Below are 25,931 nucleotides of genomic sequence, written 5' to 3'. Positions count from 1 at the left end.
TCAGCCGGTCTTTATTGTTGTCTGGCTGTCATTCACGCATGTAACTACACCTTGAAAACCCTCACCGCGACAGCCAAGTCCTTGGCATCACGATTGATTCGAACGTACGCTTCCACAGTTCCCTCCATCGCCGCAGAACTTGCCTTGGCGAGCCTGGAAACATTTTCTACCTGGCCAGAGATATCTGTCGTAGAGGCTTTCTGTACCCGAACAGAATCTGCAATCTCTGCCACCCCCTGATTGGCCATTTCAACCGCAACGCGTGCTCGATCAAGTGCAGTGCTCACCCCTTGTACCTTGGCAAGACTTCCTTCAATAGCTGTCAGCCCGGAAGACATCGCGCCTTCAACCGCAACAGACTGGGTACCCAATTCCATGGTCACTTTGTCAATTTCGTTGGCGGCCACGCTTGATCGCTCAGCCAATACCCGCACTTCATCGGCAACAACAGCAAAACCGCGCCCTTGCTCACCAGCACGAGCTGCTTCGATTGATGCATTGAGCGCCAGCAGGTTGGTTTGATCGGCTATTTCACGCACTTGCCGGGTCAGCGTGGTAATCAAGCGTGTTTGGGCAATGAAGTTACCCACGGACTGATTGATATTGCCAATGGCATGTTGAACAGTTTTTACATCGCCGGCCAATTCCTGCAAACTGCTCATGCTATCTTGCGTAATCTGCATGCTCTGCCTGGATCGGCCATGCAATTCGCCTACGGCTTCTGAAATCCGGGTAATACTGGCAGATAATTGCATTAACGCATCTTCGGCAGCCTCTACCACGTGCGCTTGCTGCCGTGATGAATTGAGCACTGCATTTGAAGTACCTTCAAGCTCCTCGGTCTCTTGCACCACGCGCAGGGAATTGTCTCGCACCTTGCCAACCATCAGGGCAAGTTGCTCGGCCATCTGCCCAATGGCATTGAGCAATTGGGCAATCTCATCACTGCCCCGCTCACGAACCTGAACACTCAAATTGCCGGATTTCACCTCTTCGAGCAAAGACAGCGAGTACAACAAGCGGGCAAAGATCTTGCGATTGATCAGCACAAATGTAGCCGCAATGGCCAGCACCATCAGCAAGCTGGTGACAATATAGATGAATCTGTAACGCTCACCATTGCTGAGCAGGGAGGCCGATGCCTGCTCCATCAAAACGTTACTGTTCTTGATTTCCTTGCCCGTCTCACCCAGCCCGTTATTGATGAATGGCGCGACTTCATCGATGGCCTTGACGGACAAATCCCCACCCGCCAAAACCTTTGCAATGGCCCCCGAATAGCTCCGCGCATTACTCAGGAAACGTTCAAAATTTTCCCTGCCCGAAGCCTTCCCTCCCGCGTCTTGCAAACGCTGCAATTGATCGAACTGGGTTTCAGCATCTTTGAACATTTTGTCCAGATCGCCATTCCGCTGTGCCACCACGGCAGTCAGCTTATCCAGATCCGGGCCACTCGCCGCCTTTTCCAAGACGGCACGGACCAATGCATTTTGCACGCCACGTATCTGAACCCCTACAGCAACCAAGGAATCGTTATAGGTTTTGAGCCCTTGCAGAGTGTGCGTCAACTGCTCGCGGGAGGTAGCATCAAAATGACTGACCAGAAAAGGCACCGCGCTGAGCGCCAACATGCCAGAGAAAACGACAACAAAGTACACTTTGATCTTCATATCAACCTCTTCTGGTAGCTTTTGGATAAAGAAACGCCATCCAGCGTCTTGCATATCAATCAAAATATGGATTGTTTTGATCGTTTTAAAAGACTTCCGTATGTCGGCATAGTGCCGCCGTCTTTACGCAAAGCCTATCACTTTATGGACGCTTCTTCAGCGTTTTTCAAGAAGACACAAAAAACAAAAACAACCATATTAATCAATAATATACTGACTTTACTCAAGATTTTTACGTGTTTCTCAATAGCAAGCGGGCAATGCCATAATCACAGGCAATCAGGAAATCAAAGCCTCCGTGTGAAACTTGATCACGATCAAAAAACTTTTCAAAAACATATCAAATCGATCAAATCGATAAAAACATAGAACAAAAAGCAAACACAAACATTCAAAAAGAGCTAAGCTAAGTCCATAACCTGCTCAAAAATGCGCAAAGGGGATGGCAAGGGGTCTGTTTCCCAGGCACCATACAAACGGCCACGACACTTCGCACGCAGGGGAGACAAATTCAGTAGTCGTTTGGGTGTAACGCGTTCCAAGAGGAGGAAGACGTGGACTTTTTAATGAGCATGGTGATCCCCGCATGGAAGGGGCTGTTTGCAAACATCATTGCAGAACCAGCCATCTTTATCGGTTTGATCTGTTTGGTGGGCTATGCACTACTTTCCAAGCCCTGGCATGAATGCTTCAGCGGTTTCATCAAGGCAACCGTTGGCTTCTATATTCTGCAAGTTGGCTCAAGTGGCTTGGTGAACGCCTTCCGCCCAATTCTGGTAGGTCTGAAAGATCGCTTCCAATTGCAGGCCGCAGTGCTTGACCCGTATTTTGGCTTCAACGCAGTCAATGCCGCTTTTGAGAAAGCAGGATGGACCACTTCGATGATCATGGTCGCGCTGCTAGTGGCCTTCATCTGGAACATTCTGCTGGTTGCCTGTCGCCGTACCACCAAGATCCGCACGCTGTTCATCACAGGTCACATCATGGTGCAACAAGCGACCACAGGCTTGTGGCTGATCTTTATCGGTGTGCCGCTCTTGACCAACAACATCTATGGCGTCATCGCCTGCGGGATGCTCGTTGGCACTTACTGGGCGGTGTTCTCCAACCTGACGGTGGAAGCCACTCAAGAGCTTACCGATCATGCAGGCTTCGCCGTGGGTCACCAACAAATGTTCGGGGTGTGGATTGCGCACAAATTCGGTCGCAAAATCGGAAATCCGGAAAAATCTGTTGAACACCTCAAGCTTCCTGGGGCCTTGCAGATCTTCAACGATAACGTGGTAGCGTCCGCCACACTGATGCTGATCTTCTTTGGCGCAATTCTGCTCCTGCTCGGACCGGAATATCTGGCCAAGAACAAGTTCTACAACCCAGGTTCTGGCGAATGGTTCATCAAGTACATATTCAAAACCACGCTGCAATTTGCAGTCTATCTCTACATCCTGTCTGCTGGTGTACGGATGTTCGTGGCGGAAATGACCGAATCCTTCAAGGGGATTTCCGACAAGATTCTCAAGGGATCCCTGCCGGCCATTGATTGCGCTGCTACATATGGTTTTGATGCTGCCGGTGGCAATTCGGTGCTGTTTGGCTTCGTATTCGGTGCCTTGGGGCAGTTCCTGGCAGTCGGCTTGCTGATCCTGTTCCACTCCCCCGTGCTGATCATCCCTGGGTTTGTGCCGGTGTTCTTCGACAATGCCACGATCGGTGTGTTTGCCAATCGCATGGGGGGTTTCCGGGCGCTGGCTATCATGTGCTTCGCCTCAGGGCTCATCCAGGTACTGGGCGGTGCATTTGCCGCCGGTGCGTTCGGACTGGCCGAGTTCGGCGGCTGGCATGGCAATTTCGACCAAGACATCTTGTGGCCACCTATCGGCTGGGCGATGCAGCACTTCGGCCTGATCGTCATCCCGATTACCATCATCGCAATGCTGATCATCCCGCAAGTGCAATATGCTCGAAACAAGGACGTTTATTTCAAGAATGCTGAAGTGGAATGATTCAGCACTAAACAAGGAGACACACTATGTTAAAAGTCGTTGCTGCCTGCGGAAATGGCATGGGCTCTTCCCAGATCATCAAGATGAAGATCTCGCAAGTATTCAAAACCTTGAACATCGCTGCCGATGTGCATCATATGTCGGTAGGCGAAGCCAAGAGCCAGGCCTCGTCGTTTGATGTGGTGTTCTGCTCCGAGTCGCTGATGAACCAGTTCAAGGCGACCGAACGCACCAAAGTGATCGGCCTGAAGAACCTGCTCTCAGTGCAAGAGATCGAAACCAAGATCAAGGCAGCCGGTCTGGCCTGATCGTCCATTCCGCTTCATACCATGGCCCAGGCATACCCATACGGCGTGCCTGGGCTTTTTATTGCAGAAACTCATTATGAACACCATGCAAAAACCAGTGCTGCCAGATTTCCGCCTGGTGGCTCTTGACCTTGACGGCACCCTGCTTGATGCGCAACTGGGCATCCATCCTGAAACACAAACCGCACTCAGGCAGGTACGTTCGCGGGGACTCCAGGTCATGCTGATCACCGGGCGCCACCATATCACCACCGCCCCATATATCGCCCAACTGGAGCTAGACGCCCCGGCAATCTGCTGTAATGGCACTTACATCTACGATTTCAAACAACGCCGGACCTTGTTTGCGAAACCACTGGACACAGCGCAGGCGTCGGGTCTGTTAAGCCTTTTGCGCAAACATGGCCTGAGGGGCTTTATCTATGCGGACGACCAGATCGCCTACGAACAACGGGATATCCAAATCCAGCGCCTGCTTGATTGGGGCGCTAAGCAGACCCCCGCTATCGAGGGGATCACTGCCGTTGAGAGCCTGGAATCCTTTGTGAGCCAAGCAAAAAATGTCTGGAAGATGATAGTTTCTCCCCAAGACCCCGTGGTCTATCAACAATTCTCGATAGAGGTCACACAAAAACTAGGGCTGGAATTCGAGCAATCCGGGCGTAATTGGTTCGACGTGGCGCAAAAGGGCAACAGCAAAGGAAGCACCCTCGCCTATTGGCTTTCAGTACAAGGCATAGCCCCCTCGCAAGTGCTCGCCTTTGGTGACAATCACAACGACATTGGTATGCTCAAGCTGGCAGGCATGGGGATTGCAATGGGCAATGCAGTACCTGCCGTTCAAGCCCATGCCAATGAGGTGATCGGACATCACGACAGCAACACCATTGCCCTGGCACTCCAACGCTATGTATTGGCGCTGCGCTGAAGCATTTTATTCGCATGGTTTTATGGATGAACACCATCCATTCCAGCATGGATATATGAGAAATGATCGCTCTCATGGCTAGATGAACAAGAACCTCTTACCTCGTGGTCATAAAGGGGCATCCGACTTGCTGGACGCCTCTTTTTTTGCCAGATGATTTCTCTTGATAATGCGTAACAAACGCTTCAAAAAGCACTATCCGATAAACGGTTTTCGCCATCAGCATGTATGTAGTAGCGGGATAGCGGCTACTTTGTGACAAAAACCTGGTTTTTTAACGCATGCCATTTATCGGCTTTAACTGCCGTACACGTGAAACACCATGTAACAATATATCAACTGAGATTCATTCGTATCCGCCTGACAAGGTGTCGGGGCCTGATTCCATATGTATGGAACAAACCGAACTGAATATGTTTCAACTCCACGACAATTCACTGGTGCAAAAAATGAAAAACTTTCCGCGTCTGAGTATTCTGGCCATACTTGTTTATGCGGCGCTTGCCAGCGGATGTGGTGGAGGTAGCGCCGGTACAGGCAGCGCCGACAGTAGCACCAGCACAAACGCCAGTACCGGTACAAGCAGCACAACCGACGCGGCAAGCAGTTCATGCGATACTTTGGCGAATCGCATACGCACAACGACGGTGAGTGTCGACGATGCTTCTGTCAATGACGAATATACACCAACTGTCATTGCCCCCAAATCAGATGGCACCGCACTGCTTGCATGGACGGATGCCAGCAAATCAGTCATCAAGCTTGCCACACTGAGTTCCAGCGACACTCTGAAAAGCTACCTACCGGATATTTCGGGGCTACAGGTGCATGCAGCACTTGCTGACGCCAAGGGCGCGGTCCTGGCGATAGTCTCCAATGACCCTGACATTTATTCGTCAAAATACTGCTATTCCAGCGCAACGCCAGACAATGCGGTCTGTGGCAAGATGGATCTGGTGGGCATCGACAACGCCGGTGCAAGCCGTTTCCGCACCACACTGACCAAGAAAGGCAATGCGGATAGCGTAGGCGCCCAGTTCATCTGGTGGTATGGGCATACTGCACGGCTGGCTACAGATGGAAGCCGCTATGGCGTGTATTACCGGGGAGCCATGTCGACCGCGCGCCCCAACGTAACAGGCGAAGTAGATATCCACGCGGGTGACACCCTGAAGTTTGTTGGCACTGATGGTGCGGTACAGAGCGGCGGCTGGGATTGGGGATGCAGCCATAGCTGGTCAGTACGCCTGGGTTACAACGGCACCTGGGGGGCTGCCTGCCATGGCGATGCCTATCCCAATGCCATGCAACTGGCACGTCTGGCAACCAGCAGCTCGGCAAAAAATGATCTGCAATGGCTGAACGACACGGATGCATCGGGCCGAGCATTGGGCGGCTTGGTCCCCATTACCGGGAGTGGCTTCTGGATGAACTATATCCAGACCAACAGCAGCGGCGCACTCGTACTCAAGCTTGCCAAGTTGCCCAACAGCGGCAGCGCAATCAGTACGGATCTTACAATTGCCGGTGCGACGGGCCTGGATTCAAGCTACCCCTTCCGCCCATATATGGCCGCATTAGGTAGCAACAAACTGTTGCTGGGCTGGAAATCAGGCGGGAAACTTGTTCTGGCCGTAGCCAACGCCAGCACGGGAGCTATCACCGAAGGGCCGGTGAGCACCAACGCGCCGATCAGCACATTTCAGGATTTTGTAAGCACAGCCAGCGGGGATGTAGTTTGGGCCCACAGCGATGGTGGCCAGAACATCAAGGTCAGCCGTGTGGCGGCTTGCAAACTGTAATCACGCTTGGCAGATTGACACACCTCGACTCTCACGCCAAGTGCATCAGCAACTGATGCGCTTGGCTGAAATCATTTTGACTGCCCGAATTCAAATGCGGCGGCGGTCAATCATCACAGATCATCACTTGCACGCCCAACGCGCGAATCGCAGCCAGCTCGTCAGGGCTGGCGGAACGATCTGTCACCAAAATCGACACCTTATCCAGCGGCACACAGGCAAAACTGGAAGTCACCCCAATTTTGGAGCCGTCGGCCACCACGATGACCTTGCCCTGACAGCGCTCGACCATCAAACGGTTAATAACGGTCTCACCATAGACCGAGCTTGTCAGCCCTGTGCGCGCACTCACGCCGTTGGTGCCCAGCACACAACATGAAGCATGAATTTGTGACAACGTCATCACCGCCAGATCGCCGTACAAGGAACTGGACTTGGGGCGATACAGCCCCCCCACCAGAATCAACTCCAGATTGGCATCCCCCTTCACTTCCATCGGGGCCGCAGCATTATTGGTGACGACGCGGACACGGTGACCATGCATGTGGCGCAGCACCGACAAGGTCGTAGAACCCGCATTCAGAAAAACCGTTTCATCGTTGCCAATGAGTCCGGCCACCATCTTGCCGATGCTCTCTTTTTCATCCGCATGCAAACGGGGTTTCTCGGCGAAAGAGGTTTCCGGCACAGGTACTCCGACCAGGCGGGCGCCACCATGAAAACGCTCCACCAAGCCTTCTTCCACCAATTCGTCAAGATCACGCCGAACGGTGATTTCCGACACATCGAATTCCTCAGCCAGATCCACCACGCGGGTCGGGCCTTGCTCCAAGCGGTTCAGGAGCCTTTGCCGCCGTTGTGATGTAATCCTGCCAAAGCCACTCATGATCGATTCACCCTGTTAATATTTGTGTTCATGCTACCCGGAACATTCAAATTACTCAACGTTCCTGCTCTTTTGGGGTTCGTATTGAATAGAACTGGATCAAAAAGTAAGTGGCTAAACAGCAATGCGGGCCTGGACAAGCCAGACCCGCATGAGGCATCACTCCAATACAGCCCTCATGGCTGCATGCGCGACAGCATGCGCCTCCGCCGCTGTATGCGCTTGCAGCACAGCCTGGGCGGCAGCGCATGCCTGATCCATGCTAGCAGCACGGATAATGCGCTTGATGCGCGGCAAAGACTGCGCACTCATGCTGTATTCATCCAAGCCCAGCCCCAACAAAGGCAACGCAGCTTCTTCAATGCCTGCCAACTCGCCACACATGCCCACCGGAATGCCACGCGCCTTGCCTGCCTTGATGACTTCGGCCACCAGACGCCACACAGCCGGGTGGAAAGTCTGGTAACAACGGGCTATCTGCTGATTTCCACGGTCCGCAGCCAAGGTGTATTGGGTAAGGTCATTGGAGCCGATGCTGAAGAAGTCGACAATCTCTGCGAGCTTGTCGGCAATCATCGCTGCACCCGGCGTTTCAACCATGATGCCCGTTTTGACCTGACCATAACGCTTGCCCTGGGCATGCAGTTCGGCCTGAACCTCTGCGAGCAAAGCCTTGATCGCCAGCACCTCTTCATACGCGGATATCATGGGATACATCACCCACACATCCCCCTCAGCTGCCGCACGTAGCGCGGCGCGTAACTGGGTACGCAACACGCCCTGATTCCCTTCTTCGGCATACAGGCACATGCGCACACCACGCCAGCCCAGGAAAGGATTGTCCTCTTCGGGGAAGGGAATCGCCGCAACAGGCTTGTCGCCCCCCACATCCAGCGTCCGCAAGATCACTGGCTTGCCCTTCATGACCTTTGCAACAGTGGCATACGCCTTGAACTGCTGGTCTTCAGTGGGCAGCGTGGGCTGATCCATGAACAAGAATTCACTACGGTACAGCCCCACACCATCCGGATTCCAGGGGATGGCTGCACTGGCATCGGCGGGTGTGCCGATATTCACCCCCAGCATCACCGTCTGCCCGTCGCGTGTTGTTGCAGGCAAGGAAGCCAGGGCCAGCATGGCTTCCCGGTCGGCAAGGTAAGCTGCGCGTCGTTGCTCAAATTGTGTAATTTCAGCATCGCTGGGGTTGAACACAACCTCCCCCTTGCCACCATCCAGCACCAGTTCGCCCTTGCCTTCAAGTGCGTGCTGCGCGGCATCCAGAATCCCGACGCATCCCACCACAGCGGGCAATTCCAGTGTACGCGCCATGATAGCGGTATGGCTGGTGCGCCCCCCGGTTTCCACCGCAAAGCCTCCCACACGCGATGGATCAAGCTGGGCAGTATCAGACGGGGTCAGATCGCGTGCAACGATGATCACCCCCTCGGGAATGTCACCCAGGCTCATGAAGGGCACACCAGCCGTAGCGTAGAGCAGCCGACGGCCAATGTCGGCCAGATCGTCTGCACGCTCGCGCAGATATTCATCCTCCAAAGCCAAAAACTCATTGCGCTGATGTTCGATACCTTCGCGGATGGCCCCATAGGCGCACAGCTTGCGCTCGACGATGGCGGCAGACATTTCTTCGTCCAAGCCTTCATCAGTCAGAATTTCCAAGTGGCCTTCGAACACCTCCGCCAGATCGTCGCCACGCTCGGCACGCACACGCTCTACCAGATTTTCAAGCTGGTCGCGGGCGGCGGCGATCCCGTCGTGCAACACTTTGAGTTCAGCCTCGGCCACACTCCCCTCGCCCACCTCGACACCTGCTTCGCAGCCAAACCAAGCACAGCGGTGGCACGCGTGGCAACGGCTTTCCACTGCTTCCAGGCGTGGCATGGTGTAGACAAACACCCTGCCCAATACAACGCCTGGGGAGGCGGCAATACCCTTTAAAGCAGTCATCGACTTACTCCGTGAACGAAGCGATCAATGCAGCCAGTTCTTCAACCGCCTGCTGCTCATCTTGCCCATCTGCCTCGATAGAGATCTTGTCACCCAACGAAATCCCGGCCTTCATGATCGTGAGCAGGCTCTTGGCGTTTACCCGCTTCTCGCCTTTGACCACATGGATTTCCGAAGCGAACTCCTTGGCCTTCTTCACAAAACGGTTGCCTGGGCGGGTATGCAGCCCGGTCGGATTGACGATTTCAACTTCACGTACTTGCATTTTGTATCTCCTCCTATATCAAGCCTGCCTCAGGGAAGGCTTGCTACTTTTTGTTCTGACCGTAATAGGCACCCGCGCCATGCTTGCGCAAGAAGTGCTTATCCAGGAGTGTCTGGCTGATCATACGCGGGCTGCCTGCCTGGCGCGACAAGATGGCGATGCGTGCAACCTCTTCGAGTACCACTCCGTTGTGGGCGGCATCCTTGGCGGTCTTGCCCCACGTGAAGGGGCCGTGGCCTGCCACCAGCACACCCGGCATCTGCAAGGCATCCAGTTTGCGCTCACGGAAAGTTTCCACGATCACGTTACCGGTTTCCAGCTCGTAGGCACCCTTGATCTCTGTGTCATTCAAGAGCCGGGTACAGGGCACCGCGCCGTAGAAATAGTCTGCATGCGTTGTCCCTTCGGCAGGTAGATCCTGGCCTGTCTGCGCCCAAGCCGTAGCGTAAGACGAATGGGTATGCACCACCCCACCCACCTCGGAAAATGCCTTGTAGATTGCCAGATGGGTGGCCAGATCAGATGAAGGCCGATAAGCGCCTTCCATTACCGTACCATCCAGTCCCACAACCACCATATCGTCAGCTGTCATGCAATCGTAATCAACGCCAGAGGGTTTGATCACGACCAGCCCGCGCTCACGATCAATGCCTGAAGCATTACCCCAGGTAAACAGTGCCAGTCGGTAACGCGGCAGATCAAGGTTGGCCGCCAGCACATGCTCCTTTAATTGCTCTAATGTCACCACAAACCTCCTTCAATCATCTTGCCGATCACCCATTCACGGGCGCGGATCGCATCACCAATGGGGTCCGGGGACTTGTCTGCCCACATCTCAACCAGGAAGCATCCTCGATACCCTACCGCCGCCAAAGCTCTGAACGCCGCAACGAAATCAACGCAGCCACTGCCAAAAGGCACATTTCGGAATTGGCCGGGGAAATCCGGTGTCACCGCGTAGGTATCCTTGACGTGGACCGCTGCAATCCGGTCCACCGCACAAGCCAGTTCGGTCGGCACATGGTTGCCCCATGCAGAGAGGTTCCCCAGATCCGGGTAGACCTGGAACCAGGGGCTGCGAATCTTGGCGGCATACACCAGCCATTTGGAAATAGACCCCATCAAAGGCGTATCCATAATCTCCATCGCCAGCACCACTTGTGCCTGCGAAGCCCATTCCGTTGCCCAGGCCAGCCCCTCGTCGAAGCGGGCCAGACTCTCAGGCGTGGATGACTCGTAGTACACGTCGTAGCCTGCCAACTGGATGGTACGGATACCAGTGTCCGCCGCCAACTCAATGGCACCGGCCATGATCTCGCGCGCTTTTTGGCGAATCGCCGGATCTGCACTACCAAACGGAAAACGCCGATGCGCAGACAAGCAAATGGACTTGACCGGAATGCCGGTCTCTTCGACAGCACGACGAAACTCCGCCCGCTGTGCCGCCGACCATGCGATACGCGCTAAACGCTCATCCGACTCGTCAATGGACATCTCCAGATAGTCGTACCCTGCCACGCGAGCAGCCACCAGCAGATCATGCCAGCTCAGGCCGCCTGGCAACGCCTTCTCGTAGATACCCAGACAAGGGTGAGGATGCTGTACCGCCGTGTTCATCTCAGCCCCACAATTCGGCAATACGAGCCTTGAAGGCACGGGCGGCGCCAGCCGGGTCTTGTGCATCACGGATGGAACGGCCAGCGATGAACACCTTGACCGGGATACCCTTGAACAGAGGCAGGTCTTCAATCACCAGCCCACCTGTGATGGAAAGCTCAAACCCCATGTCTGCCAGACGACGGATCTTGGCCAGATCATCTTCTGACCAGGACTGGCCCGCAGCCTGGGCATCGCGCCCGCGGTGATAAACCACTTGCTTGACGCCAGCCTTGCGCCAGGCATCCGCTTCTTCCCAAGTCCAGGAGCCAGTCAATTCAATCTGAACATCCAGATCACCACTGCGCTTACGGGCTTCGGCCATGGCGGTTTCAACCGTGGCAATCGGCGCACAGCAAATCACCGTCATCCAGTCTGCTCCGTTGGAGAAGCACATATTGGCAAGAATGGAGCCAGCATCTGCGGCCTTGATGTCTGCCAACACAATGCGATTCGGGTAAAGTGCCTTCAGACAACGCACCGCCTGCATCCCCTCTGCGCAGACCAGGATCGTACCGGCTTCAAGCACATCCACTTCATTGGCCAGAATGCGGGTTGCTTGCAGGGCATCGGCCAGGGTCTTGTTATCCAGTGCCAATTGCAACATGGGTAGTGCCATCGTGTGTCTCCTCTTATAGTTCAGCAAAAATGGTTTCAATCTCTGCACGCGTCTTGGCTGCACGGATACGGCTGACGGTGTCTTCGTTTTCGAGCAGCGTGACCACCTCGACGATGGCCTCTTCATTCATGGTCTTGGCATCGGTGGCGGCCAGCGTGATCAGAATGTCAATCGGGTCATTGTCTGGATCGCCAAAATTCACCGGTGTAGCCAAAGTCACCAAGGCAAAACTGGTTTTCTTCACCCCTTCTTCCGGGCGGGCATGCGGCATTGCAATCCCTGGAGCCAACAGATACCAGGCACCCAACTCACCGGTCATTCGCACAATGGAGTCGTAGTACCGGGGCTCAACGGTATCTGCCTTCACCAGCAGATCCACCCCGACGCGAACAGCCTCCTGCCAATTGGTGGCCTGCGCCTGCAACTGGATGGTGTTCAGTTCCAACAACTGCTTGGTCAAGTTCATGCCTGTCTCCGTGTTCGAATTTTGTTCAATTGTAGTGATCGAAAAGATTGTTTTGTGGCAAAAAAGAATGTTTTTGATCAAAATCAAGAAGGATCGATTGGATTGATAGTGTATACGAGACCTGGAAAGAAGTCGCATAAACACCCTATCTATATGTTTTAACTGTATAAAATCGTGAATCTCCTTAGCTTAAAAAGCCTCAAGCTTTTGGCTAAAGAGCATTCATGTCACTCAAGATCAGAACAAAAACGATCTTGATTTGCTCTATATTTGCTCATACCATTAGATCGAATTGCACGTTATTGTGCGTTTTAGGTTATCAAGGCATCCCCAGCGATTGCTTGGCAACTCAGTAAAACAGTTTGAACTGATCAGTTGAAAGGAAACAGAGCATGGCAAAAGTAGATGAAATTACCCGTGATTCCTGGGTACTCAGCACATTCCCGCAATGGGGCACATGGCTCAATGAAGAAATTGAGCGCGAAGTCGTCGCACCAGGCAGCTTTGCCATGTGGTGGCTGGCCTGTACGGGCATCTGGGTCAAAACTCCGGGGAGCGCCAACATCTGTATCGATTTGTGGTGCGGCACGGGCAAGCGCTCAATGAAGAACCCGCTGATGGACCCGCATCACCAAATGGCTCGCATGTGTGGTTGCAAAAACCTGCAACCCAATCTGCGTGTTTCACCCTTTGTGATTGATCCGTTTGCCATCAAGAATATCGACGCCGTACTCTCTACTCACGATCACAACGACCACATCTGCGTTAACGTGGCCGCAGCGGTCATGAAGAACTGTGATCCTTCCGTTCCCTTCATTGGCCCGAAGACCTGTGTGGAACTCTGGAAAAAGTGGGGCGTGCCTGCTGAACGCTGCATCGTCGTCAAGCCGGGAGATGTGGTCAAGATCAAGGATCTTGAAATCGTCGCGCTGGAGTCCTTTGACCGCACCGTGCTGGTCACCCTGCCGAAGGAAGAAACCGCCAAGGACAAGATGCCAGGCAACATGGATGACCGTGCGGTCAACTACCTGATCAAAACCCCGGGGGGGAACCTCTACCACAGCGGCGATTCGCACTACTCCAACTACTACGCCAAGCATGGCAACGAACATCAGATTGATGTAGCCCTGGGCTCGTATGGGGAAAACCCACGTGGCATCACCGACAAGATGACCGCTTCAGATATCCTGCGTATGGGCGAAGCCCTGAACACCAAGGTGATCATCCCCTTCCACCATGACATCTGGTCAAACTTCCAAGCGGACCCGATGGAAATCACCATGCTGTGGAACATGAAGAAAGACCGCCTGCAGTACAAGTTCAAACCCTACATCTGGCAGGTGGGTGGCAAATTCACCTTCCCCGCCGACAAGGACAAGATGGAATACCATTACCCCCGTGGTTTTGATGACTGCTTTACCGGGGAGCCCGACCTGCCCTATACCTCGTTCCTGTGAGAACCTTGTCTGTACGTAGCATGAAATAGCCTCTAAGCTGCCTCAGACAATTGACAAGCCCTCGGCAACGAGGGCTTTTTTTCATCGACGCTCTTCTGTTCCAATTTGCCAACCCAGAATGCGGCCAAACACCTTGCGAGATAGGAACAGACATCAATCCTGCGACATCTGGGGAAGCCCAACAGCTTCGGCCCCTGGCTCCTCGCCCACCTGTGCCATAGCACGACGGGTAAGTAAGGCAACGGCCATCGCAAATAACGCCACAATAAACAATGCCGAAGACAAACTGAAACGGTGGGCGATGGCCCCGATAACGGGTGGCCCCATCATGAATCCAACATAACCGACAGCGGAAACCCCGGCAATCCCTTTGGCAGGTGTCACCCCTGGAACCCGCGCCGCAGCAGAAAACAACACCGGCACAACATTGGCAAACCCGAGGCCGACCACGGCAAAACCCAGCAGAGTTGTCCAGTGCAAACCGAGAACCAATGTCAGCGTCATCGCAGCGGCAGCAACCCATGCCGATAGCCGCAACGCCTCGCTGGACCCCAGGCGCGCCCGCACCCAATCGCCACCAAAACGGGCAAGCGCCATCGCAACCGAAAATGCGCCATACCCCAAAGCTGCAATTTGTTGCGTGCTGTGGAGTTCATCACGCATGTACAGGGTGCTCCAGTCGTACATGGCACCTTCTCCAACCATGCCCAGCGCCCCCATCACACCGATCAGCAAGATAATCCCTTTGGGCAGGCTCCAAGTACGCCCTGCCTCCTCAGGTGAATGCGTCGCCTCGGGTGGCAACATCCACCTGGAGGCCACTGCAATCACAACAAATCCCCCCACAGCGCTCCCCGCCAGGTGCAGCCATGGCGCGATGCCCATTGCAGCCGTCATGGAGCCCGCCAAAGCCCCGGCGAAACCACCCAGGCTGAAAAACCCATGGAAAGAGGACATGATCGGGCGCCGATAAGCATGCTCCACCGCCACCGCTTCTGCATTCATGGCTACATCAAATGAACCGTTGCAAAGCCCATACACAAAGAGTACAGCCAGTAGCGCCGGATATCCCGGAGCAAAAAGCAACACCGCAAGCGAAATACACATCCCGATACCCGTTGCCCAAATCACGGGCCGCGTGCCATATCGGGCCACCATCTGCCCTACCTGGGAGAGCCCAAGCAAAGCCCCTACCCCCGCAGATAGCATCAGCCAGGAAAGTCCGGCATCACTCAGAGCATAAAGTGCTTTCACCGTCGGGACATGCACGCCCCAAGTGGCAAACAGCAGACCGCACACAAAGAACAAGCTGTTGGTAGAAAAACGCGCAGCTTGCGGCGACACGGGTGTAGAAGACATAGTGGGGCGAACCTGATTTGATGCAATGGCGCTCATTCTCAGGCATTGCTGCGAGCACGGCCATACCAGGAAGCGTGCCGATTTGCGCCAAGGCTAGATTCCCGGTTACAGCAGGGTGCGCGTCCGCATTGAACCTCACCCTTATGGGTATGGATGAATTCACTTGAGGACATACAATCACCGCCCGCACGAGGCTAGACTCAAAAGGCAGTTTCGATTCCAATTACGGAGAGAACGCTATGTCTTATAAGCTTCGCGGATTTATATGGGGTATGCTCTTTCTTGCCCCAAGCTCAGGCGCTTGGGCTGCAGGGGAAATCACTCTGCATTACAACGAACGCCCGCCCTACCTCGTCTCTGAGGCCAATGGTGGTGCCAGTGGCCTAACGGCGAGCCCTGCTGGTGAAGCCTTCAAAAAAGCAGGTATTGCCTTCAAATGGGCCAAGACCCCATCAAATCGCCAATTGGCCATCCTGGAACAAAATGCAGAAAAGGATTGCGCGGTAGGGTGGTTCAAAACCCCTGCCCGTGAAGCGTTTGCACTGTTCACCAAACCAATTTATCGAGACAAACCCTGGACCGCATTGACCAATGCCAATTTCAAAGCGCCCGCTGGCGTCAAGCTGGCCGACCTGCTGGCTGACAAAAAGACTCGGCTCCTCGTCAAGGAGAGCTACTCCTACGGCACTTTTATTGACGATCTGGTGAAAAAAATTAAACCCACCACAACTGCCGTCACCTTGGAGTCACCGCAGATGATCCAGATGATCAAGGCAGATCGGGCTGACCTCACCTTTGTCTCGCCCGAAGAAGCAAGCTACTTCATCTCTCAGGCAGGTTTATCCAGCAATGACGTCAAAACGCTGAATTTCCCTGATGTGCCACAAGGCGAATATCGCTATATCATGTGCAGCAAACAGGTTGGCGCAGAAGTCATTGAAAAACTGAACAAGGCGATCAGCTTCCAATAATTACCAAACCCCCACAATATACCAGCTATTTCTATTGTGGGGGTTTAGCGGCCAGCCCCTCACCTTGGCACAGGAACAATCTCGCAATATTCTGGAAACTGACGCATAGCGGCCCTGCCTCGCTGGTCGATTTGAGACAAATCTTCGCGCTACAGCGCTTTGACACGCTGTGCCAGGCGGCTATACCGTACAATGCGCTGCCATTTCACATTCACTGCGCGAGGCTGACATGACTTCGACCGAACACTTCATTCCGGGCAAAGACGCTTCGCTCGAATCCACCATTGCCACCTTGCAGGGCAAACTTGCAGCCTTGGGGTTCCGTGCGGAGGAACAATCCTGGCTCAACCCGGTGGAAAACGTCTGGTCAGTACATTTGCGCGATGCGGACTGCCCCTTGATCTACACCAATGGCAAAGGCGCCTCTGAACTCGCTGCCCGTGCAAGCGCATTGGGTGAATTCTTTGAGCGCCTGTCATGTAATTACTTCTGGTCGCACTACTACCTCGGTGAAGCCAATGCGCAGGCGCCTTTCTGCCATTATCCGCAAGAGCGGTGGTTTGACCTGGAGGGGGCTTACGAATGGCCCGAAGAACTCCTCACGCCAGAGTTGCAGGATATCTACAACCCTGAAGGAGATATTGATGCCGAAACACTGGTTGACCTGAACTCCGGCAATCTGGCTCGAGGCATCTGCGCGATCCCCTACGTGCGCCAGCGCGATGGTGAAACGGTGTATTTCCCGGTCAACGTGATCAGCAATCTGTATGTCAGCAATGGCATGTCAGCGGGCAATACCGCAACCGAAGCACGTACCCAGGCACTCTCCGAAGTGCTCGAACGCCACGTGAAATTCCGCGTGATCCGCGAATGCCTGTGTCTGCCTGCCGTGCCAGAAGAGGTGATCGCCCGTTTCCCACATATCGCCGCAGGCATTCATGGTCTGCGCGAAGCAGGTTTTGGCATATTGGTACGCGACGCGTCGCTGGGAGGACAATATCCGGTTGTCAATGTCACCCTGCTCAATCCACATGACCAGGGCTGCTTCGTCAGCTTTGGCGCACACCCGCGTTTCGAGGTAGCCCTCGAACGGGCGCTGACCGAGTTGCTGCAAGGCCGTGCATTGGCTGCGCTGGATGGCTTCCCACCCCCTGGGCACGACCGTGAAGAAGCGGCTTCGGTGCCCAACCTGGAGATTCATTTCGTCGACTCCAGCGGCATCGTGCATTGGAATTTTCTCGCCGATGCACCGGATTATGAATTCTGCGACTGGGATTTCTCCGGCAATACACAGCAGGAATTCGACCGCCTGTGCGAATTGATCCACGCCACGGGCCACGACATCTATATTGCAGATTTCACCCATCTGGGTGTGTATGCCTGCCGCATTCTTGTGCCTACCCTGTCTGAAATCTATCCCATTGATGAACTGGAGTATGACAACAACAGTCTCGGCAACGATCTGCGGCCCAGCATCCTGCTCCTCGACCAGCTCGACGACGAAGAAGTGGCTGATCTGCTCGAAGCACTGCAAGACCAGGGGCTGGATGACCAGCGGCTGGTCGCCGCAGTGATCGGTCTCGCAGCCGACGCCGGGTCGGTGTGGGAGGATTTGCGTATCGGCGAACTCAAGACCATGCTGGCGCTTTCGATCGGGGACGAAAACGCGATTCGTGAGGGCTTGGATTGGGTCCGCCACTTCGAACAAATCTCGCCATCTCGCCGCAAGGTGTACCACTGCATCGAAACACTCCTGGCACTGGAAGAAGACAAGCATTATGACGAGGCACTTCACGCGCTGTATGGCGAGGGCACTGTCGCCCAGGCCATACAGCTCTTGGGCGGGGAGGAACGCTTCTTTGGTATCAAGGCGCCCGGCCCCCAGCTTGAAGGCTGCAAAATGCATGCGCGCCTGCTTGCTGCATATGCCAAAGTTCAGGCAGCCAAACGGGCATAAAGTGTTTGAATGAACCTGCAGGCCAAGGATTACACTGGAACCTTGGCCTGAAGACGGCTACCCTGAAGACTGTCCTTGTGATCTATCGTCTGATGACGTAAGCCCATGAAGCAAGTCTTGGCATACCTGCTGCTCTTTACCCTGCCCCTCTTTGCCTGGGCGGCAGATACGATTGTCTGGTATCACTCTGACTTCCCCCCGATCTCCATCCTCAGTGGGCCTGACAAACAAACCGGTGCGGCAGATCAATGGGAAGCCTATATCCGCTCACGGATGCCGCAATTCCAGCATGATCTGGCCGAAGCCAATACCCTGCGCACGCTGGAGGAGATCAAGCACAGGGACAACGTGTGCAATCCAGCCATGATCAAGACCCCGACGAGGGAGAAAAACGCTCTCTTCTCAGACAGGATCATTGATCTGCTCCCCAACGGGCTGATTACCCTGCAATCACGTTTGGCCAGTATCCGCCCCTATATGAACGAAAACGGGGAGCTGCGCCTGTCGGAACTCCTTGCCAGCCATAAATTCCGCGTCGGCGTCGCTTCGGGGCGCAGTTTTGGCACAACCATCGACAGCCTCCTGCAAGCAGAAAATGCACGCTCATTTGTGGTGCCCTTTGCCGCATCCGACATTTTTTTGAGCGGTTTTACCCGTATGGCAAACAGGCAATCGATGGATGCTGTCATCGGCTACGCCGTCGAACTGTCATTCGCAGCACGGCGTATCGGGCGCGACCCGAGCCAATATGTTTTTCTTCCGATTGCGGAAGACACCTCTCTATTGGCCGGACACATCAGTTGTTCCAGGTCCCCGCTGGGGGAAAAGGCCATTGCGCAGATCAATGAGATCATCCGTACCGGCGGAGCGGAAGCCGCGCTCAAAGCTTACCGGGCATGGCTGCCACCCGAGATACGCAGCTACTATGATGATCAGCGCAAGGGAGTGGGCAAAACCCACAACTAAACGCCCTGACGTGGATTTCAGTTGCTGTCGTGCATTGATCACGCGGCGATGATCTGCCTCACCAATTTAACCAACTCGGCGTTGCCCACTGTGGCATTCACGCCATCAGCCAAGCGACGAAGATACCAATTCACTTTGTAGCTGGTTTGCTGCCCTGGCATTATTGTCTGATAGACGCCGTGGTTCTCCAGCTCAATATAAGCCCCCTTGTCGTGCCCCCAGATTTCCACCTCGGCCTGCTCGGGCGCGTAGTCCTGGGGCTGGGTATCTGGAAAAGTCTTGATGAACAAGGTACGCGCAGGCCCCGCATGCGCCAGCCATCCTTCACGAGCACCGCTGAAAAGCTTGTGCCCGACCTCCAGATAGGCCGCATCAAAGGGATACCAGCAGATCCCATCCTGATACACCACTGGCTCCAGGGCGGTTGGGGGTAGCCCCGGAACACTTTCATAGGGGAAGAAACTCAAGCCACCCTCCACCCGCGTCACCTCCCAAGGCCCGGCCTTAAGGGGCTGCGTGGAATGATTGATCATCCGGTAATCAATCTCGAACCGCCCAAGCTGAGCATTGGCCTGAATGCGTTTCACAAATTGCAGCCCGCAGGCATCCACCTCGCTGGTGAGTTCCACCCACCCTTTACCCTGCGCAACCGCATAGGGCTTGGCATCCAATGCAGCCCGAGGCGGCCAGTTCCAGTTGGTTTGCGGAGAATCCCAGAAAGTGGAACCGTAATTGGCGTGCACAGAGGCGGGCGTCAGCAACTCGCTACTCTCCAGTGCAAATGACACGATACGGGCCCCCACCATCGGATCAATCGCCATGCTCAGATTACCCGCCTGCAACACCAGATGCTTGCTATTCAAAGCCCCCTCCCTTATTTCCAAGACTGAATCGATATGTAATTTTGAACCTAGAGTTTAACCCGGACACGCCACGAAAGCCCGCTGCTGAGCCAAATGGCCTGAGCCGACAGGGTTTATACCCTTCTTGGCAGCACAGCCAGACCCTACCCATCCAGCACAGATCCGATTGATCCGGGTTAACCCGATTTCAAGCTGAAACCGTTTGCAATGTGAAAACGTTTTCATGTATAAATATGAGTGTAGCACTATCGAGGTGTGTGCCAAGTGCATTTGTCATCGTGCCGTGGTCCGCCGAAAACACTGTGCCAGCTATCCATACTTCAAGGAAGAGAAGACAAATGAATGACAAGGCCCCAAATGCCTTCGGCTATTTTGATGATGCAGCGCGTGAATACGTTATCACACGTCCTGACACGCCCTTACCCTGGCTGAACTATCTGGGGCAGGACGAATTCTTCGGGCTGTGCACCAACACGGCTGGCGGCTACACCTTCTGGAAAGACGCCAAGCTGCGTCGCCTGACGCGCTACCGCTACAACAACGTGCCGTATGACCTGGGTGGCCGCTATTTCTACGTCAATGATGAAGGCTCGGTATGGAACCCTGGCTGGAAACCAGTCAAGGCCAAGGGGACGCGCTATGAATGCCGCCACGGGCTGGGCTACACCCGCATCCTAGGCGAGCGTGATGGGCTGGAAGTCGAGACCTTGTTCTTTGTTCCCCCAGGTGAAAACCTGGAAGTGTGGAAAGTCACCGTGCGCAACAAGAGCAAAGCGCACAAGCGCCCCAAGCTGTTCTCCTATCAGGAGTTCTGCTTCTTCGAAGCGCTCAATGACATGACCAACTACCAGCGCACCTACTCGATTGGTGAAGTGGAAGTTGAAGGCTCGGCCATCTACCACAAGACCGAATATCGTGAGCGCCGCAATCACTACACGCTTTTCGCCTGTACGCGCCCCATCGCCGGTTTTGACACCTCGCGTGACGCTTTCGTCGGTATCCATGAAGGTCTGCATGAAGCCAAGGTGCCCTTTGCGGGCCAAGCCACCAACTCCATGGCTTTTGGCTGGAACCCGATCGGTTCACATCAGGTCGATCTGGATCTTGCCCCCGGCGCCGAAGAAACCTTTGCTTTCGTGCTGGCCTATGTCGAGCAAGGTGAGGAAGAAAAGTTCGACGCGCCCTTCGTGATGAACAAGAAGTTTGGACGCGAAATTCTTGCCAAATACTCCGCCCCTGGTGCGGTGGATGCTGCATTTGCCTCGCTGGCCAAGTACTGGAGCGACCTGCTGGGCAACTTCCAGGCAGAATGCCCGAACGAACATGCAAACCGCATGCTCAATACCTGGAACCAGTATCAATGCATGGCCACCTTCAACATGAGCCGCTCGGCCTCCATGTATGAAACCGGGATTGGCCGTGGTATGGGCTTCCGTGATTCCAACCAGGATTTGCTCGGCTTTGTGCACATGATTCCCAGCCGTGCCCGCCAACGCATTCTGGATATCGCCGCCACACAGCTCTCTGACGGCACCTGTTACCACCAGTATCAACCACTCACCAAGAAGGGCAATGCCGATATCGGCGGTGACTTCTATGACGATCACCTGTGGCTGGTCCTCTCCACCTGTTCCTATATCAAGGAATCCGGCGACACCTCCATCCTGCAAGAACCTTGCGGGTATGCAGACATCCAATATGTCACCGGCACAGCCACGCACACTTTGCTGCATCACCTGGAAACTTCCATCGCCTACACGATGAAGAAGCGCGGCCCCAACGGACTGCCGCTGATCGGACACGCTGACTGGAATGACTGCCTGAACCTGAACTGCTTCTCCACCGAACCCAACGAATCCTTCCAGACCGCAGGCGACGTGAAGGATTCCAAAGCAGAATCAGTGATGATTGCAGGCCTCTTCCTTTACGCCGCCCGCGACATGAGTGACCTGTACGACTTCCTGGGCAAGGCAGATGAAACCAAGCGCATGCGCGACCACCATGCCGAGATGCTGGAAACAGTAGAACGGGTAGCGTGGGACGGGGAATGGTACACCCGTGCCTACGATGCACAAGGCAAAGTCGTCGGCTCCAAGACCAACGAAGAAGGCAAAATCTTCATCGAAAGCCAAGGCTGGTGTGTGCTGGGCGGCGCCGGCGAAAAGAATGGCCGTGCCCGTCAGGCAATGGAATCGGTCCACAAACACCTATTCACCAAGAATGGCGTGGTGCTGCAACAACCCGCCTACTCCACCTATGACAAAAACCTGGGCGAAGTCACTTCCTACCCACCTGGAGTCAAGGAAAACGCCGGGATTTTCAGCCACAACAACACCTGGGTCCACTTGGGCTGGTGTATTTTGGGTGAAGGCGAACGCGCGTTGGAGTATTACCTATCCATCTGTCCGTCTGCCAAACAGGATCAGATTGAAACCTACCGTGGCGAACCATATGTCTACGCCCAGATGATTGCGGGCAAGGATGCCCCCTGCTTTGGCGAAGCCAAGAACAACTGGCTCACCGGCACGGCAGCCTGGACTTTCGTCGTGGTCAGCCAAGGCCTGCTGGGCATCAAGCCCGACTACAGCGGCCTGCGTGTTGATCCCTGCATCCCCAAGAGCTGGAGCGGCTTTACCGCAACCCGTCGATTCCGGGGCGACACCTACAACATCACCGTGAAAAATCCAAATGGCGTATGCAAGGGTGTGAAAAAGCTCTCGATAGACGGACGTGAGCTTGATGCGGCCCTGCCCATTCCCTTCGCTGGCGACGGCAAGACCCACCAGGTTGAAGTTGTTCTAGGGTAAAACGGCCCAAATCCGGAGCGATTGTTTCGCTCCGGATGCCAATTCTGCCCAACTTTGGGCAGACATGTGGAATAGCATTGCACAGAAGAAGGTGTCCTACAGACGCGACAAGCCCCAACAAAGGGGATATTAAAACAAGGAGGCAGGCAAGCATGAATTATGGATATTTCGACGATGCTCGTCGTGAGTATGTGATCACCAATCCCAAGACTCCAGTCAAGTGGATCAACTATATTGGGGGCCTGAACTTTGGTGGTTTCGTGGATCAGACAGGAGGCGCGCTGATCTGCAAGGGCGACCCGGCCTTGAACCGCATCGTCAAATATCTACCTCAAGCGCCTGCCTCCGATTTCAAGGGCGAAACCCTCTATTTGCGCTTCATGCAGACTGACGGCAGCTACAAGATTTTTTCGCCTTTCTTTGTGCCGACCCTTGATCCGTATGATCGATACGAGTGCCATGTCGGTCTAGGGTATTCCACCTACATTTCAGAATTTTACGGCATCCGTACCGAAGTCACCGTGTTTGTGCCCTTTGGCGAACACCGCGTGATTCGTGACATCAAGATCACCAACCTGCGTGACACTGCGCTGGAGATTGATGCCATTCCGGTCGTGGAATACACCCACTTTGATGCACTCAAGCAATTCACCAATGCAGACTGGGTGCCGCAAACCATGCAGAGCCGTGCCATACGCCAGCCGGAAGGCTTGTTGGCACTGACCCAGTATGCCTTCATGAAGCGCGATGTGGCTGTCAATTATTTCACGTCCAACCGGCCTGTATCGTCTTTCGAATCCGACCGCAGACGCTTCCTGGGCGACAATGAATACGGTAGCTGGCGCTCGCCCCTGGCCCTGCAAGCACAAGAACTGCTCAACTACGAAGCGCACCGTGGCGACAACATCGCAGCCCTCCTCCACCACTTGGGCAGCGTGGCCCCAGGGCAGACCACACGCCTGATCACTCAGTTATCCCAGGCTGAATCAATCGAAGCCGACGCCAAAGCCATCGCGCGCTTCCGCAATCCGGCACAGGTCGATGCAGCCTTGGTTGAACTAGCAAAGTTCTGGGATGAATATCTGGCCACCTTGCAGGTCAAGACGCCAGATGCGAATTTCAACAGCATGATCAACATTCACAACCCCCGCCAATGCAACACCACCAAGAACTGGTCGCGGGATCTCTCCTTGTACCAACTGGGCTTTGGCGGCCGGGGAATTGGTTTTCGAGACAGTTCGCAGGATTCCATGGGCATGGTCGCCAACGATCCTGACGGTGCGCGGGGGCTGATCACCAAGCTGCTGCACGTGCAAAAACGTGACGGTTCCGCCATGCATCAGTTCTATCCATCCACCATGGAAGCCAGCTCAGGCGATTCACATGAATTCCCTGACCGCCCACATTTTTATGGCGATGACCACTTGTGGATCATCCTGGCTGTTTGCGCTTACGTAAAGGAAACCGGCGATTTCTCTTTCCTTGACCAGCGAATCCCCTTCTATGACAAGGACGAGAAGCACCTGCCGCTTGAAGACGCTACGGTGCTGGAGCACTTGCAACGCGCCATCGAATTCACCTGGACCCATCGCGGCCAACACGGATTGCCGCTACTGGGATTTGCCGACTGGAATGACACTGTCAACCTGCGCACCGGTGCCGAATCCAACTTCATCGCCCCGCAGTTTGGCAAAGCACTGCTGGAAATAATCGAACTAGCCGATTCCCTGCAGGACACGGGGGCTGCCCAGCGCTATCGTGGCTATTACGCTGAGATGAAAGAGGCAGTCAATCGTGAAACCTGGGACGGCGAATGGTACATCCGCTATTTTGATCACGATGGCAGCCCACTGGGTTCGCACAAAAACACCCACGGCAAAATCTATATCAACTCACAAAGCTGGAACGTGCTTTGCGGTTTTGCTGAAGCGGAACGCGCCCAAACAGCGCTAGATTCGGTCAATAAGCATCTGAACACAGCAAACGGTTTGAAACTCTCTGCACCGGGTTTCAACGGTTATGACCGCAACCTGGGCGGCGTTTCCACCTACCCGCCGGGCGCCAAGGAAAATGGCGGCATCTTCCTGCACACCAACCCTTGGGTCATGATTGCCGAAACAGTCATCGGTAACGGCGACCGGGCCTACCAGTACTACAACCAGATCAATCCGGCGTTCAAGAATACGTGTATCGATGAATTCGAAGCGGAACCCTACTGCTACCCGCAAAATATGTTGGGGGATGAGCACCCGCAATTTGGCCTGGGCCGCAACAGCTGGCTATCGGGCACCTCATCCTGGACATATCAGGCTGCCACCCGACACATTCTGGGCCTCCAGCCAAGCTACCGTGGGTTAGAAATCAATCCGTGCATCCCCAGCACCTGGGAAGGTTTCAGTGCAACCCGCAAATTCCGTGGTGCAATCTACGAGATCGAGGTACGCAACCCGCACCACGTCTGCAAAGGCATCCAGAGCATCACTGTCGATGGCTCCCCCATCACGGGAAGTACCTTGCCGCTTTTAGGTGAAGGACGCCATCAGGTTGTGGTCACACTCGGATAAGCGATTAGCAAAGATCATATTAGCCGAAACGCTGCCGTCGGTAGCAAATCTGTTTATCTGTGCAGATTTCAGCAGGCAAAATCGGGGGTACGCAAACGTCGGACTCCCGATTTTCTTTATCTACTACGACCTTGGTATCGAAACAGGATTTAAATCAGGTCTTCAGATGGATTGCCATAGACATTGCTGGAGATTGCGCCAATCGCCGACTCTGCCATGCCTCAAGACGAAAAGGCAAAAAAAAACGCAGCTCACTTAGAGCTGCGCCAAGTCCACACCAAAGGAGGAGGGTGGAGGAGACAATCAAACGATTACGACTGACTTGAAACTGTGTGTCCGTCGAATCAACAATTTCATTATGCGCAATCGACTTGTGCGTTGCAAGGTTTTTTTGCGCGTTTCAGACTGAATATTTCTAT

Annotated in this window: 20 protein-coding genes; 10 read left to right on the top strand and 10 right to left on the bottom strand. The window is 54.5% G+C overall.

Annotated elements, in window-relative coordinates; genetic code table 11:
* Window positions 1–44 precede the first annotated feature (44 nt).
* Window positions 45–1,670, bottom strand: coding sequence for a methyl-accepting chemotaxis protein (locus B145_RS27385; protein WP_157288334.1), 1,626 nt, complete (start codon window positions 1,668–1,670; stop codon window positions 45–47).
* 554 nt (window positions 1,671–2,224) lie between these two features.
* Here B145_RS27385 and B145_RS0108960 point away from each other — a divergent pair.
* The 4 genes from B145_RS0108960 (at window position 2,225) to B145_RS0108945 (ending at window position 6,711) form a co-directional block, all read left to right on the top strand.
* On the top strand, window positions 2,225–3,673 hold the full coding sequence (locus B145_RS0108960) for a PTS ascorbate transporter subunit IIC (RefSeq protein WP_211209793.1): 1,449 nt from the start codon (window positions 2,225–2,227) through the stop codon (window positions 3,671–3,673).
* Between the two features lie 26 nt (window positions 3,674–3,699).
* Complete coding sequence (locus tag B145_RS0108955; RefSeq protein ID WP_018606773.1) at window positions 3,700–3,981, top strand: PTS sugar transporter subunit IIB; 282 nt, start codon at window positions 3,700–3,702, stop codon at window positions 3,979–3,981.
* A 76-nt stretch (window positions 3,982–4,057) separates the two neighbouring features.
* Window positions 4,058–4,909, top strand: a complete 852-nt coding sequence (locus B145_RS0108950; protein ID WP_018606772.1) for a pyridoxal phosphatase — start codon at window positions 4,058–4,060, stop codon at window positions 4,907–4,909.
* A gap of 449 nt (window positions 4,910–5,358) precedes the next feature.
* Window positions 5,359–6,711 (top strand): hypothetical protein, encoded by a 1,353-nt coding sequence (locus tag B145_RS0108945; protein WP_211209792.1) that lies wholly within the window; start codon window positions 5,359–5,361, stop codon window positions 6,709–6,711.
* 106 nt (window positions 6,712–6,817) lie between these two features.
* Here B145_RS0108945 and B145_RS0108940 read toward each other — a convergent pair whose 3' ends face one another.
* The 7 genes from B145_RS0108940 to B145_RS0108910 form a co-directional block, all read right to left on the bottom strand.
* Window positions 6,818–7,597 carry a DeoR/GlpR family DNA-binding transcription regulator gene (locus tag B145_RS0108940; protein ID WP_033406691.1) on the bottom strand — a complete coding sequence of 260 codons (780 nt, stop codon included), beginning with the start codon at window positions 7,595–7,597 and terminating at the stop codon, window positions 6,818–6,820.
* A 159-nt stretch (window positions 7,598–7,756) separates the two neighbouring features.
* On the bottom strand, window positions 7,757–9,562 hold the full coding sequence (gene ptsP, locus B145_RS25020) for a phosphoenolpyruvate--protein phosphotransferase (RefSeq protein WP_018606767.1): 1,806 nt from the start codon (window positions 9,560–9,562) through the stop codon (window positions 7,757–7,759).
* Between the two features lie 4 nt (window positions 9,563–9,566).
* On the bottom strand, window positions 9,567–9,827 hold the full coding sequence (locus B145_RS0108930; RefSeq protein WP_018606766.1) for an HPr family phosphocarrier protein: 261 nt from the start codon (window positions 9,825–9,827) through the stop codon (window positions 9,567–9,569).
* 43 nt (window positions 9,828–9,870) lie between these two features.
* Window positions 9,871–10,572 (bottom strand): L-ribulose-5-phosphate 4-epimerase, encoded by a 702-nt coding sequence (locus B145_RS0108925; RefSeq protein WP_033406689.1) that lies wholly within the window; start codon window positions 10,570–10,572, stop codon window positions 9,871–9,873.
* The gene (locus B145_RS0108920; protein WP_018606764.1) at window positions 10,569–11,444 is read right to left on the bottom strand and encodes an L-ribulose-5-phosphate 3-epimerase; all 876 of its coding nucleotides are present in this window, start codon (window positions 11,442–11,444) and stop codon (window positions 10,569–10,571) included. Before B145_RS0108920 ends, B145_RS0108925 begins: the two co-directional genes overlap by 4 nt.
* Before the next feature lies 1 nt (window position 11,445).
* Window positions 11,446–12,102: a 3-keto-L-gulonate-6-phosphate decarboxylase UlaD gene (locus B145_RS0108915; RefSeq protein WP_018606763.1), complete on the bottom strand. Its 657-nt coding sequence runs from the start codon at window positions 12,100–12,102 to the stop codon at window positions 11,446–11,448.
* Between the two features lie 13 nt (window positions 12,103–12,115).
* Entirely contained in the window at window positions 12,116–12,568 is a 453-nt protein-coding gene (locus B145_RS0108910) for a PTS sugar transporter subunit IIA (RefSeq protein ID WP_018606761.1), read from the bottom strand.
* 392 nt (window positions 12,569–12,960) lie between these two features.
* On the opposite strand from B145_RS0108910, the gene ulaG reads away from it, so the two are divergent.
* Window positions 12,961–14,025 (top strand): L-ascorbate 6-phosphate lactonase, encoded by a 1,065-nt coding sequence (gene ulaG, locus B145_RS0108900; protein WP_018606756.1) that lies wholly within the window; start codon window positions 12,961–12,963, stop codon window positions 14,023–14,025.
* A 153-nt stretch (window positions 14,026–14,178) separates the two neighbouring features.
* Here ulaG and B145_RS25015 read toward each other — a convergent pair whose 3' ends face one another.
* Window positions 14,179–15,420, bottom strand: coding sequence for an MFS transporter (locus B145_RS25015; protein ID WP_018606754.1), 1,242 nt, complete (start codon window positions 15,418–15,420; stop codon window positions 14,179–14,181).
* A gap of 203 nt (window positions 15,421–15,623) precedes the next feature.
* Here B145_RS25015 and B145_RS0108890 point away from each other — a divergent pair, with 203 nt between their 5' ends.
* The 3 genes from B145_RS0108890 (at window position 15,624) to B145_RS0108880 (ending at window position 19,278) form a co-directional block, all read left to right on the top strand.
* Entirely contained in the window at window positions 15,624–16,355 is a 732-nt protein-coding gene (locus tag B145_RS0108890; protein ID WP_157288333.1) for a substrate-binding periplasmic protein, read from the top strand.
* A gap of 229 nt (window positions 16,356–16,584) precedes the next feature.
* Window positions 16,585–18,312 (top strand): 30S ribosomal protein S12 methylthiotransferase accessory factor YcaO, encoded by a 1,728-nt coding sequence (gene ycaO / locus B145_RS0108885; RefSeq protein ID WP_033406745.1) that lies wholly within the window; start codon window positions 16,585–16,587, stop codon window positions 18,310–18,312.
* A gap of 105 nt (window positions 18,313–18,417) precedes the next feature.
* Window positions 18,418–19,278, top strand: coding sequence for a TIGR02285 family protein (locus tag B145_RS0108880; protein ID WP_018606746.1), 861 nt, complete (start codon window positions 18,418–18,420; stop codon window positions 19,276–19,278).
* 38 nt (window positions 19,279–19,316) lie between these two features.
* Here B145_RS0108880 and B145_RS25010 read toward each other — a convergent pair whose 3' ends face one another.
* Complete coding sequence (locus B145_RS25010) at window positions 19,317–20,141, bottom strand: hypothetical protein (protein WP_018606744.1); 825 nt, start codon at window positions 20,139–20,141, stop codon at window positions 19,317–19,319.
* A 338-nt stretch (window positions 20,142–20,479) separates the two neighbouring features.
* Between B145_RS25010 and B145_RS0108870 the strand changes: the two genes are divergently transcribed.
* On the top strand, window positions 20,480–22,948 hold the full coding sequence (locus tag B145_RS0108870; RefSeq protein ID WP_018606742.1) for a glycoside hydrolase family 94 protein: 2,469 nt from the start codon (window positions 20,480–20,482) through the stop codon (window positions 22,946–22,948).
* 152 nt (window positions 22,949–23,100) lie between these two features.
* Window positions 23,101–25,512, top strand: coding sequence for a glycoside hydrolase family 94 protein (locus B145_RS0108865; RefSeq protein WP_018606740.1), 2,412 nt, complete (start codon window positions 23,101–23,103; stop codon window positions 25,510–25,512).
* Window positions 25,513–25,931 lie beyond the last annotated feature (419 nt).

The sequence above is a fragment of the Uliginosibacterium gangwonense DSM 18521 genome (genome assembly GCF_000373965.1).
Lineage (GTDB): Bacteria > Pseudomonadota > Gammaproteobacteria > Burkholderiales > Rhodocyclaceae > Uliginosibacterium > Uliginosibacterium gangwonense.
Note: the sequence above shows the minus strand (reverse complement) of the source record. Positions and strands in the feature narration are given on the sequence as shown.